The organism is Bordetella genomosp. 8 (assembly GCF_002119685.1).
Taxonomy (GTDB): Bacteria; Pseudomonadota; Gammaproteobacteria; order Burkholderiales; family Burkholderiaceae_B; genus Bordetella_C.
Genome location: NZ_CP021108.1, coordinates 5349199 through 5361365 on the forward strand (window position 1 = coordinate 5349199; position 12167 = coordinate 5361365).

12 protein-coding genes are annotated in these 12167 nt (G+C 67.3%); 4 read left to right on the forward strand and 8 right to left on the reverse strand.

The features are described from left to right. Positions 1–20: 20 nt before the first annotated feature. The 7 genes from CAL12_RS24155 to CAL12_RS24185 form a co-directional block, all read right to left on the reverse strand. A complete protein-coding gene (locus CAL12_RS24155; RefSeq protein ID WP_086066926.1) occupies positions 21–950 on the reverse strand; it encodes an SMP-30/gluconolactonase/LRE family protein in 930 nt (309 codons plus the stop codon). A gap of 64 nt (positions 951–1014) precedes the next feature. After that, complete coding sequence (locus CAL12_RS24160) at positions 1015–2121, reverse strand: mandelate racemase/muconate lactonizing enzyme family protein (RefSeq protein ID WP_086066927.1); 1107 nt, start codon at positions 2119–2121, stop codon at positions 1015–1017. 36 nt (positions 2122–2157) lie between these two features. Further along, positions 2158–3009: a citryl-CoA lyase gene (locus CAL12_RS24165; RefSeq protein ID WP_086066928.1), complete on the reverse strand. Its 852-nt coding sequence runs from the start codon at positions 3007–3009 to the stop codon at positions 2158–2160. A 63-nt stretch (positions 3010–3072) separates the two neighbouring features. Continuing rightward, positions 3073–4272, reverse strand: a complete 1200-nt coding sequence (locus tag CAL12_RS24170) for a CaiB/BaiF CoA transferase family protein (RefSeq protein ID WP_086068086.1) — start codon at positions 4270–4272, stop codon at positions 3073–3075. 73 nt (positions 4273–4345) lie between these two features. Beyond that, positions 4346–5356 carry a Bug family tripartite tricarboxylate transporter substrate binding protein gene (locus CAL12_RS24175; RefSeq protein ID WP_086066929.1) on the reverse strand — a complete coding sequence of 337 codons (1011 nt, stop codon included), beginning with the start codon at positions 5354–5356 and terminating at the stop codon, positions 4346–4348. Between the two features lie 51 nt (positions 5357–5407). Further along, positions 5408–6391: a Bug family tripartite tricarboxylate transporter substrate binding protein gene (locus CAL12_RS24180; protein WP_086066930.1), complete on the reverse strand. Its 984-nt coding sequence runs from the start codon at positions 6389–6391 to the stop codon at positions 5408–5410. Between the two features lie 69 nt (positions 6392–6460). Next, a complete protein-coding gene (locus CAL12_RS24185; protein WP_157793113.1) occupies positions 6461–7288 on the reverse strand; it encodes an enoyl-CoA hydratase/isomerase family protein in 828 nt (275 codons plus the stop codon). Positions 7289–7407: 119 nt separating this feature from the next. Here CAL12_RS24185 and CAL12_RS24190 point away from each other — a divergent pair, with 119 nt between their 5' ends. Beyond that, positions 7408–8136: an IclR family transcriptional regulator gene (locus CAL12_RS24190; protein WP_086066932.1), complete on the forward strand. Its 729-nt coding sequence runs from the start codon at positions 7408–7410 to the stop codon at positions 8134–8136. Positions 8137–8192: 56 nt separating this feature from the next. Then, the gene (locus CAL12_RS24195; protein WP_086066933.1) at positions 8193–9077 is read left to right on the forward strand and encodes a YihY/virulence factor BrkB family protein; all 885 of its coding nucleotides are present in this window, start codon (positions 8193–8195) and stop codon (positions 9075–9077) included. Between the two features lie 4 nt (positions 9078–9081). On the opposite strand, the gene CAL12_RS24200 is transcribed toward CAL12_RS24195, so the two are convergent. After that, complete coding sequence (locus CAL12_RS24200) at positions 9082–9528, reverse strand: SRPBCC family protein (RefSeq protein WP_086066934.1); 447 nt, start codon at positions 9526–9528, stop codon at positions 9082–9084. 246 nt (positions 9529–9774) lie between these two features. Between CAL12_RS24200 and CAL12_RS24205 the strand changes: the two genes are divergently transcribed. Together CAL12_RS24205 and CAL12_RS24210 are read left to right on the forward strand one after the other, a co-directional pair. Continuing rightward, positions 9775–11031 carry a pyridoxal-phosphate-dependent aminotransferase family protein gene (locus CAL12_RS24205; RefSeq protein ID WP_086066935.1) on the forward strand — a complete coding sequence of 419 codons (1257 nt, stop codon included), beginning with the start codon at positions 9775–9777 and terminating at the stop codon, positions 11029–11031. A gap of 43 nt (positions 11032–11074) precedes the next feature. After that, positions 11075–12115: a serine hydrolase domain-containing protein gene (locus CAL12_RS24210; RefSeq protein ID WP_086066936.1), complete on the forward strand. Its 1041-nt coding sequence runs from the start codon at positions 11075–11077 to the stop codon at positions 12113–12115. Positions 12116–12167 lie beyond the last annotated feature (52 nt).

Here is a 12167-nt window from a genome sequence, read left to right on the forward strand (position 1 = left end):
GCCTGGCCTGTCCGGTAGATTCAACGCCCGGTGGCATGCGAGAACAATGCCATCCCCGCAGCGGGCAGGTCCGCTTCCAGCACGGTCCCGCTGGCGGATTCCGTCATCACCAGCCGCGACGTGCCCGGCCGGTATGCAATGTTGGTGACCGTGCCGCCCATGGGACTGCGGATGAAATGCGTCACATCGCCATTCGGCTCCACCAGGAAGGCGCCGCCCAGGCTGGCGTGGGCCACCACCAGGCGGTTGTCCGCGTCCACCGCCAGTCCGTCCGGCCCGCTGGTGCCGAAGAACGTCCGGAAGGCGCCGACCTTGGACAGCGTACCGTCGGCCAGCAGCGGCCCGCGCCACACCGAATTGCCGCGCGTCACCGCGGTGTACAGGAAGGCTTCGTTGCGATCCAGCGCGATGCCGTTGGGGCTGGGCACGTTGTCCAGCAAGCGGTCCAGCCGCCCTGACGGCGCCAGCCGGTAGACCCGTCCGCTGGGATCATGCAGCCCGGTCTGGCCCTGGTCGGTGAAGTACAGATCCCCCGCCGCGTCGAAGGTCAGGTCGTTGGGCCCCTTGAAGCCCTCCGAATTGCGGTGGCCCAACGGAGTATCGATGGCGCCGGTACGCGGATCCACGCGCAGGATGCCGCGACGGTAGTCGGCGATCCACAGCGCGCCGTCGGCATGGATGGCGATGCCATTGGGCCATCCGTCGTATTCGGCCACCAGCTCCCATTCCAGCGCGGGGCTGATGCGAAAGATCCGGCCGTAGGGGATGTCGGTGACGTACAGATTGCCGTCGCGATCGAAGGCCGGGCCTTCCAGGAAGCAATCGATGCGATGGCCCGGCTTGTTGGCCGACGCCCAGCCGTTGTCTCGCGGTTGCCGGAAGCGGTCGGGCAGCCGCGTCAGCGCGCGGGCTTCGATCACCACCGGCGGGGTAAAAGTCATGTTCCACATATGCATTGCTCCAGGGCCAGGTCGGTGACTGGGTTCGCCCGGCGCGCCGGACGTTCCCATGGCATCACGCCGACAGCCGCTTTTCCACGTCGCGATCCAGTTCCAGGCCCCAACCGGGGCCGTCGGGCAGCCGCAGGCGCCCATCGGCGATGACGGGGCGGTTGGCGACCAGCGCGTGATACAGCGGATCGCGGTTCGGCTGCATCACCTCCACGCCCACTCCGTTCGGCACGGACGCCGCCAGCATCGCGCCCACCTGGGGTTCCAGGTGCGACAGCACGCCCACGCCATGGGCCTGCGCCAGCGCGGCCACCTTGCGCCAGGCGGTCGGCCCGCCGCCCCAGCTGGGATCGTAGTTGCAGATATCGATGGCGCCCGCCGCCATCAGTTCGCGGCAGCCCGCCACGCTGATTTCGCTCTGGCCGGCGCAGATGGGCACGGGCACGGTGCGGCGCAGGCGCGCCAGGTCCTGGCGGTCGTTGGCCCAGTGGCAGGGCTCCTCCAGCCAGAAGATGTCCAGCGGCTCGACCAGGCGCGCGAACGTCAAGGCCTGTTCGTAGTTCCAGCCCTGGTTGGGATCCGGCATCAGCTTGAATCCGGGCCCGGCGCCGTCGCGGGCCGCGCGCACGCGTTCCGCGTCGGCCTGCGGCGATAGCGCGCCCACCTTCAGCTTGCAACCGGCAAAGCCCTGCGCGCGCAACGATTCCATTTCACGCGCGACGCCCGCCAGGTCGTCTTCGGCGCGGTAATACCCCCCCATGGCATACGCCGCCACGTCATCGGCATAGCCGCCCCACATCCGGTGCAAAGGCACCTCGAGCGCCTTGCCGACAGCGTCCCACAAGGCCGCGTCGACGCAGGCGATGGCGCGTATCGCCATGCGGCGGTCGCGCAGGATGTCGCGCGTGGCCGGCTGCATGGCTTCCCAGCAGGCTTCGACCAGGAAGGCATCGCGCCCGACCAGGACGGGCGCCAGCTCGTCGCGGATCAGGCGCAGGATCTCCGCCTGGCCGGTGTCCTCGTTGTTGCCGAAGCACTCCCCGACGATGCCCTGGTCCGTGTAGACGCGCGTCAGCACCGTGCAGCGGTGCGTGATGAAGGCCGTCGCGGCCTTCAGGGGCCGCGGCAGCGGCATGCGCAGGGGAATGGCTTCGATACGTTCTATTCGCATTGCTGCTCCAGGGAATCGGCGGCGCGGCGCGTCGGCCTAGCGCTCCCGCAAGGCCTCCGTCGGCACCGGGCGCGGCGGGTGGCCTTCGTACAGGGGAATGTACTGCCGCGGGATCGGCCCCTTGTTGCGCCCCCCCTGGCGAGTCTGCTCCCAGGCGTGCGCCAGGATGCCCACCGAGCGCGACAGGCAGAACAGCCCGCGCGCCAAGGGCGCGGGGAATCCCAGTTCCGCATAGATCACCGCGGTCGCGCCGTCGATGTTCATCGGGATGGTCTTGCCCTTGCGCGCCGCCAGTTCGGCTTCGATGGCGCGCGCGATGGCCGCGTACTCGCCGCTGACCTCGCCCGCGCCGGCGGCCTGGTCGACCAGCGCCAGCAGGCGCGGCGCGCGCGGATCGACGGGGTGAAAGCGATGGCCGAAGCCCGATACGAACTTGCCGTAGTTCTCGATATAGGTATCGAGCGCGGCGCTCACCGCGGCTTCGCGCGTTTCGCCGCCGCGCATGCGCGTCGCCGCGTCCTCATACAGTTCGACCGCCTGCTCGCCGGCGCCTCCGTGCACGTCGCCCAGCACGTTGACCGCTGAAGCCATGGCGTTGTTCAGCCCCACGCCGCAGGTCGCCGCCATGCGCGCGATGGCGATGCTGGGCGCCTGCGGACCGTGGTCCACGCCGGCCATCAGCGCCGCGTCCAGCAAACGGCCCTGTCCGGGCGTGGGCAGTTCGCCGCGCAGCATCAGCCACGCCATCTGCGCGAAGCCCACGTTGCCGATCAGGTCCTCGATGGCGTAACCGTGAAAGCGGATCACGCCCGGCCGCATGTCGGTGATTTCCGTATGCCACCACTTGCGGCTTTCCAGTCCGTCGTCCTTCAATTCACCTGCGCTCATATCGCATCCTGCCCTTCGATTGGTTGACGTTCATGGCGCGGCGCCTCGGCGCCGGCGCCGCCTTCAAATGGCGCCCCCGTCCCTGAGCCGGCGGATCTCGTCGGCGCCGTAGCCCAGCTCGGCCAGCAGTTCGTCGCTGTGCTGCCCCAGCATGGGCGGCGGGCTGTCCACGGCGGGCGCCTCGCCATCCAGCTTGAAACCGGTGCGCACCAGGCGCACGTCGCGGCCGACGCCGGGCACGTCGACGAAATTCGCCACCATGCCGCGTTCGCTGATCTGCGGATGCGCCAGCGCCTGTTCCACCGTATAGACCGGTCCCGACGGCACGCCCGCCTGCGTCAGCAGCGGCCACCACGCCTGCGCGCCGCGCGCGCTCAGCGCCGACTCCAGCTCCGCCTTGAGCGCGAAGCGGTTGCGCAGCCGCGCATGGCGTTCGGCGTAATCGGGATGGGCGATCAGGTCCTCGCGCCCCACCACGCGGCACAGCGCTTCGAACTGTTCCTGCTTGTTGGCGGCGATGTTCAGCAGTCCCTCGCCCGTCTGGAACGTGCCCGAAGGACTGGCGGTGATGTTTTCGTTGCCCATGGGACCGGGTGTGCGCCCCGCCACCAGGAAGTTCGACACCGCCCATCCCATGGTCGCCATCGTCGCCTCCAGCATGGACACGTCGATGAAACGCGCCTGCGTGCGCGGCTTTTCCGCCAGCGCCGCCGCGACGGCGAAGGCGGCGGTCATCCCGCCTATGGTGTCGGCGATCGGATAGCCCACCCGATACGGCGCGGTCTGCGGATCGCCGGTAATGCTCATCACGCCGGACATGCCCTGGATGATCTGGTCGTAGGCCGGATAGTCCTTCAAGGGACCGTCCTGGCCGAAGCCGGAAATCGCGCAGTACACCAGGTCCGGCCTGTGCTCGCGCAGCACGTCGAAGCCCAGCCCCAGCCGCTTCATCACCCCCGGGCGAAAGTTCTCCACCAGCACGTCCGCTTCGCGCACCAGCCGCAGGAAGACCTGCTTGCCTTCGGCATGCTTGAGGTTCACGGAGATCGACCGCTTGCCGGCATTCTGGGCCAGGAAGGACACGCCCATATGGGCCTTGTTCAGCTCGGGATCGGCGCCCAGCTGGCGCGCCAGGTCGCCGCTTCCCGGCGTTTCCACCTTGATGACGTCGGCGCCCATGTGGGCCAGTTGGTGACAGCAGAACGGTCCGGCCAGCACGTTGGTCAGATCCAGCACGCGTATGCCTGCCAGGGGTTTGGACATGTAGGATTCCTCTTCGATACGGCAGCGGCGGTCCGCATCCCAGCGATACGGCCCCGCGCCTTGCTTCAACTCGCTATTCCGGCTTGATGCCGGCCTTCTCCATCACGCCGTGCCAGCGCGCGATTTCGTCGCGGACCAGCTTGGCCGCCTGTTCCGGCGTACTGCCCACGGGCTCCAGCGCCAGTTCGCGCAGCTGCGCCCGCATGTCGGGGCTTTGCAGCGACTTCACCATCGCCGCGTTCAACTTGTCGATGACCGGCTTGGGCGTGCCGGCCGGCGCGGCGAAGCCCACCCAGAACTGCATATCCATGCCCGGCAGGCCGGATTCCTTGGCGTCCGGCACATCGGGCAACGCCTCGATGCGATGGTCGCTGGCCACCATCAGCGCGCGCAGCTTGCCGGAACGGATCTGCGCCAGCGCGGTCGGCACCGACGTGATCATTGCCTGCACGCGGCCGGCCAGCAGGTCCTGCAGGGCCGCGCCCGCGCCGCGGAAGGGAATGTGCGACATCTTCACGCCCGCCAGGCTATTGAACAGCTCGCCGCCCAGGTGCGTATTGGTGCCCACCCCGCCGGAACCGAAGAAATACTTGTCGGGATGCGCCTTGACCAGCGCGATGAACTCCTGCACGGTCTTGGCCGGAACGGAGGGATGCACCACCAGCACGTGCGGCACCTGCACCAGGGTCGTGATGTTGGTGAAGGCCTTGTTGGGATCGTAGGGGAGGTTCTTGATCAGGCTGGCCGCGATGGCATAGGACATCTCCTGCGTCAGCAGCGTGTAGCCGTCGGGCGCCGAGCGCGCGGCGCCGCCCCAGCCGATCACGCCGCCCCCGCCCGTGCGGTTCTCCACCACCACGGAGGTATTCAGCGCCTGGCCCAGGGCCTTGGCTTCCAGGCGGGCCACCAGATCCGTCGACCCACCCACGCTGAAGGGCACGATGATATTGATGGGATGGCTGGGATAGTCGTCCGCGGCCGTCGCCGCGCCCGCCACGCAGAATGCGAGCAGTGCGCCGCACAAGCGGCCCGTCCAGGTTCTGGTCCAGGCGCGCTGCTCCCCGCCGGGCGTGGTTTGTTTCATCTCGTCTCCTTGCTTTGTTAGTCGTTCAAACCGGAATGGCCGCGCGCGGCCTTACTCCATCTTCGTGCCGGAATCGCGCACCGCCTTGCCCCAGCGCTCGTATTCGCTGGCCATGAACTTCGATGCATCGGCCACGCTGCCGCCCAGCGTGACGCTGCCTTCGGCCGCGAAGCGCTGCTGCGTCAGGGGCTGCTTCAGCGCTTCGTTCGTCGCGCGGTTCAGGTTTTCGACGATCGAGGCCGGCGTGCCGCGCGGCGCCACCAGCGCCTTCCAGTCCTCGGCCTCGAAGTCGGGATAGCCTTGTTCGGCGATCGTCGGCACATCCTTGGCTACCGGCAGCCGCTTGAGCGAGGTGACCGCCACCGCGTGCAGCTTGCCCGACTGCATCAGGGGCAGCACGCTGGCGGGCGTGCCGAAATACAGGTCCACCTGGCCACCCGCCAGGTCCGCCAGCGCGCGCGCCGCGCCGGGATAAGGCACGTGGAAGATCTTGATCCCCGCCTGGATGGCGAACATCTCGCCAGCCAGGTGGCCGACGGTGCCGATGCCGGCGGACGCCATGTTGAGCTTGCCGGGATTGGCCTTGGCCGCGTCGACCAGGCTTTTCAGCGTGCTGAGCGGCGAGCCTTCGCGCACCACCAGGATCATGGGCTGGCCGGACACCAGCGCGATGGGCGCGAAGTCCTTGCGCGCGTCATACGGCATGGACTTGTACAGCGAGGGATTGATGGCCAGATTGGAGGTCTGCCCCATGCCTATCGTCATGCCGTCGGCGTTGGCATGGGACAGCAGCCCCAGGCCGATATTGCCGCCCGCGCCGGGACGGTTCTCCACGACGATGTTCCAACCGGTCAGCTGCGTGATGGCCTGCGCGATCGTGCGCGACGACGCATCGGTGCCGCCACCCGGCGGAAACGGCACGATCAGCGTGACAGGGCCGGAGGGATATTTGCCTTGCGCGCGGCCGATCGCCGGCAGCGACAACAGCGGCGCGGCGGCCATGCCTGCCAGCAGGTTGCGGCGGTGTGGGTTCATGGGGTCTCCTCGATAGAGCTTTGTTTATGAAAAAAGGGGGGGTGGCCGCGACGCGGCCGTGGACATCGGCTATTCGTTTGCGCGGCGCGCGCGTATGGCCGCGTTCACGCTCTGGCCATAGCGCATCGCGCCTTCCCAATCGGCAACCTGGGCGGGCACATGGTCCAGCGATTTCTTGGTTTCTTCCAGCGCGGCGACGTCGAACCCGGCGATGCGCGTGGCGAGTTCGGCTGCCCGCGCAAGCAGCCGGTCGGCCGCCACCACTTCGTTGACCACGCCCCAGCGTTCGGCCGTATGCGCGTCGATGCGCTCGGCAGTCAACAGCATCCACGCCACGCGCTTGCGCGGCCAGGACAGCATGCCGGTCGGCCCGGCCGCGCCGGCATAGGCCGACGACGCCAGTTCCGGGCACCCCAGCCAGGCGTCTTCCGCGGCCAGGGCCAGGTCGCAGGAGTTCACCAGCGTCATCCCGCCGCCCAGCGCCATGCCGTTGACGGCGGCGATGAACACCGCGGGGTGGCGGCGTATCGCCATGTTGACGGCGATCCACTCGTCGCCCGAGGTATCCCGCTGGCCGGCCGCCAGCTCGCTGGCGCGCTCCTTCAGATCGAGTCCCGCGCAGAAACTGCCGTCGGTGCCGGTCAATACGATGCAGCGGGCCTGGCCCTGCAGGCTGTCGAAAGCGCGCAGCAGCGCGATGCGCGCGCGGCGATCCAGCGCATTGCGCTTCTCAGGCCGTGCGATGCGGACGACGGCCCAGCCTTGATGGCGCTCGATGACGATGGGGTCCGCGTCGGGCGCGGTCACCGCCGGCGGCGCACTGTTCGCCAGGACGTCGGGGCCAGGCGGAACGCCGGCCGACGCGAGATCTGGCAAGGCGCCAGGTCTTGTCTCCATGAGTTTCATTAGATAGAATATCGTTCTAACTATGATGTACGGGTCCGAGGCGGATGTCAATTCGCACGGGCGTTCCGCGCTCCCGCCCTTCGCATTCCCGCATCCGTCAGCCCGAATACATGCCGCGCAAATCCGCCATACCTTCCATTGCCGACCGCAACGCCGCCGAAGGCGGCGTTGCCGCTGTCGATCGCGCGCTTTCCGTGCTTGGCGTCTTCTCCGCCGCCACGCCTTTGCTCAGCCTGGCGGACATCTCCACGCTGACGGAGATGCACAAAAGCACCGTCCTGCGCCTGCTCGCGTCCCTGGAGCATGCCCACCTCATCCGGCGCCAGCCGGACGGCCGCTACGCCCTGGGCGCGGGCATCGTCCGCCTGCACCAGATCTACGCGGCGTCGTTTTCGCTGGAGTCGGTCATCATGCCCGCGCTGCGCGAGCTGGTCGCCCAGACCAAGGAAAGCGCGGCCTTCCACGTCCAGCAGGGCGATCGCCGCCTCTGCCTGCATCGCGTCGACTCGCCCCGCCCCGTGCGCGACCACATCCGCCCGGGCGACCTGCTGCCCCTGGACCGCGGTGCCGGCGGCCGCATCATCACGGCCTACTCGGGCGCCGCGGGCGCCATGTACGCCCGCATCCGCCGCGACCAGGTGGTGGTGCTCGTCGGCGACCGCATCCCGGAGATCGCCGGCATCGCCGCCCCGGTCTTCAACCCGGACGGCGAATGCCTGGGCGCGCTCACGCTGACCATGCCCACGGACCGCTTCGACGCCGCCTTCGAAAAGCCCGTCGTCCAGGGCGCGCGCAAACTGACCGCCCTGCTGGGCGGGGAGTACCCGCCGCCGCCCTGACCGCCCCTGCCGGCACAGCATTTGCATAACCCCCGCAATCCAAGGGGGAGCGCGCGATGCATATCAAACAGTTCTTCAGCCTGGCGAAGAAAGCCGTCAATGCGTGGCTGGACGATTACGCGCCCAGCATGGGCGCGGCCATTGCCTTCTATACGGTCTTCTCGCTGGCGCCGCTGGTCATCATCGTGATCGCGGTGGCGGGCTTCTTCTGGGGCCGCGAAGCGGTGCAGGGGCAGTTGTTCGAGCAGATCAACGCGCTGGTCGGCGCCGATGGCGCGAAAGCCGTGGAAAGCGTGGTGCAGGGGGCGCAGGCGCCCGCGCAAGGCATCTTCGCCACCATCGTCAGCGTGGTCGTCCTGCTGGTCGGCTCCACCACAGTCTTCGCCGAATTGCAGAGCGCCCTGGATCGCATCTGGGAAGTCCCCGCGGCGGAGAAGCAGTCCGGCATCTGGAACACCATCCGCGCCCGGCTGCTGTCGCTGGGACTGGTGCTGGCGCTGGCCTTCCTGCTGATGGTGTCGCTGATCGTCAGCGCCGTGCTGGCCGCGATGGGCAGTTGGGCCTCGGGAATGATGCCGGGTTGGGAGATCATGCTGCAGGCCATCAACATCGTCGTCGCCCTGGCCATCATGACCGTGCTGTTCGCGATGATCTACCGCTTCATGCCCAGGGCCTCGGTCGCCTGGCGCGACGTATGGACGGGGGCCTTCGTCACGGCCGTCCTGTTCGAGATCGGCAAATTCCTGATCGGTCTCTACGTCGGCAAGGCGTCGGTGGCGTCGTCCTATGCGGCGGCGGGCTCGCTGGTCGTCGTGCTGATCTGGGTGTATTACGCGGCCCAGGTCTTTCTGCTGGGCGCGGAGTTCACCTGGGTCTATGCCAACGAACACGGCTCGCGCCGGGGCGCGGCGCGGCCGGCGGCTGTTGCCGCTCAGCCCTGAATGGTCAGCCCTGAATGTCGGGCTCGACCAGTTGGGCCAATTGCGCCAGCGACTCCTGCCAGCCCAGGTAGCACATCTCCACGGGGATCACCTCCGGCAGGCCTTCCTGCAGGATATTCAGCTCCGTCCCGCACATCACCTGCCGCAAGGTGATCGTCGCCTGCATCTTCCCGGGCATATTGGGATCGTCGAACTGGTCGGAATAGCGGATTTTTTCATTGGGCACCAGCTCCAGGTATTCCCCGCCAAAGGAATGGGCCGCGCCCGTGCCGAAGTTCCGGAACGACATCCTGTACGTCCCCCCTACCTTGGGATCCATGTGATGCACCTGGCAGGTAAAGCCGTAAGGCGCGATCCATTTCGCGATCGCGTCCGGTTCGAGAAAAGCCCGGTACACACGATCGGCGGGCGCCTTCAGCACACGATGAAGTTTGACGGTTCCGGTAGCCATGGTGGTTTGCCTCGCAGCAGAGTGGTTGTAGCGGTACGACGATGCAGGCTCCGCGATTTCGACATCGACGGGGCGCGCCGCCGCCGAAAATAATTTCCGCACTGCAACATTAGGGAAAACGCCTCGTTGCCCGATGGCAATTTTGCATTCAAAATGCAAAATATACGGCGATAGGCATTCGAGGGCCCGGCCGTTGATACCTGCGCTGCTCCCCTCCCGTCTATCGTCCCAGAGTCCCGCCCCCCCATGTTGCAGCTCGATTTTCATCCGACCGGCCGCCATTTTCTGCAGATCCCGGGCCCCAGCCCCGTGCCGGATCGCATCCTGCGCGCGATCAGCCTGCCCACCATCGATCATCGCGGCCCCGAATTCGGCGCGTTGGGCCGCGATGTCCTCGACAAGATCAAGTACGTTTTCCAGACGCGCTCGCCTGTCATCATCTACCCTGCCTCGGGCACCGGCGCGTGGGAAGCCGCGCTGACCAACACCCTGAGTCCCGGCGACGACGTCCTCATGTTCGAGACCGGCCACTTCGCGGCCTTGTGGAAAGCGATGGCCGACCGGCTCGGATTGAACGCCGAGATCCTGTCCCGCGAAGGCACGGACGAGCACCTTCCCCATGCACCCGGATGGCGCCACGGCGTGCAGGCCGATGCCATCGAGCGCCGCCTGCGCCAGGACACCGCCCGCAAGATCAAGGCGGTGTGCGTCGCGCACAATGAAACCTCGACCGGCGCCACCTCCGACATCGCCGCGGTTCGCCGGGCCATCGACGCGGCCGGCCATCCGGCGCTGCTGCTGGTGGACAGCATCTCGGGCCTGGGAAGCATTGACTACCGCCATGACGAATGGGGCGTGGACGTCACCATCAGCGGCTCGCAGAAGGGCCTGATGCTGCCGCCCGGGATGAGCTTCAACGCCCTCTCGCCGCGCGCCATCGAGGCCAGCAAGACCGCCGGTTTCCCCCGATCGTTCTGGGCCTGGGGCGAGATCCTCGCCATGAACGCGGATGGCTATTGGCCGTACACGCCCAATACCAACCTGCTGTATGGCCTGTCCGAATCGCTGGACATGCTCCGCGCCGAGGGCTTGCCCAATGTGTTCGCACGTCATGATCGCTGGGCGGCGGCGGTGCGCAGCGCCGTCGTGGCGTGGGGCCTGCCTATCCTGTGCGCGGACGAACAATGTTATTCGTCCGTGCTGACCGGCGTCATCGTGCCGGCTGGCGTCGATGCCGACGCATTGCGCCGCCTCATCCACGAGCGTTTCGACCTTTCCCTGGGCACCGGCCTGGGCAAGGTGAAGGGGCGCGTATTCCGCATGGGCCACCTGGGCGACAGCAATGACCTTACCCTCGTCGCCATGGTCGCCGGGGTCGAGATGGGCCTGCGGCAGACCGGGGTACCACTGGCCGGCAGTGGCGTCGAGGCAATAATGGCGTATCTCGGCAGCCACGCGGCGCCGGCATACCGGCAAGCCGCCGCCACCCCAGGCGCGGCGTAATCGCCGAGCGCGGCCCGCACACAAATTTGCACCAGGTGAATAGATGAAGAATTTCGACGAAGTTATCGCTTTGGCCCAGGCGGGCGAGTCCAGCTGGGACCGCGATGTGAATGGCAACTTCGGCGTTCACATGAAAGAGCGTCCGCCATTGAACCGCCTGTTCGGTCCGCTCCATTCGCGCGGCCCGGCATCCGGGGTCATCCTGCTGGATGGAAAGGAAGTGGCCGCCTGGGGCGAACCGGACCGCGCCGACCTCACCTACAGCGTGGTCAAGACCTACATTGCCTTGGTGGCCGGCGTGGCCTACGACCAGGGGCTCCTGCCCGACGTCGATGCCCGCATCGGCGAACGCCTTCATGGCATCGGCTTCGACGAAGGCAACAACGCCAAGATCACCTGGCGCCAGATGCTGCAGCAGACCAGCGAATGGGAAGGCACGCTCTGGGACATCCCCGACCAGGCCGATCGCTACAGCACGGCCAGTTTCGGCGCCCCCGCAGCCGGCAGCAAGGGCGACGCGCGCCCCTTGCAGGAACCCGGCACCTATTGGGAATACAACGATATCCGCGTCAACCAGCTCGCGCGCGCGCTCATGTATCTGTTCGAGCGCCCGCTGCCCGAGGTCTTCCGCGAATTCATCATGACGCCCATTGGCGCCTCGACAGACTGGCGCTGGGTCGGCTACGACAACGCCTGGGTCGAGATCAACGGCCAGCGCATGCAGTCCGTCACCGGCGGTTCGCATTGGGGCGGCGGCATGTCGATCAGCGCGCGCGACCAGGCCCTCATCGGCAACATGATGCTCAACGACGGCAAGGCCAACGGCAAGCAGGTGTTGTCGAAGGAATGGCTGGCGCAGATGTACACGCCGTGCGAGCTCGCGCACAACTACGGCTATCTCATCTGGCTGAACGAAGCGCCCAAGATATTCCCCGAGCTGCCGGCATCGAGCCGCTTCCAGATCGGCGCGGGCAGTTCCTTCGTCTGGATGGAAAAGGAACACGGCATGGTGGCGGTGATGCGGTGGCTCGAAAAGAGCCGCGCGAATGAGGTCTTCACCCGCCTGTTCCAGGTCATCAAGTAAAAAGCCCCACTTCCCACCAGGGAGTGTTCCTTCCCTCGCAACCCAGATAGCG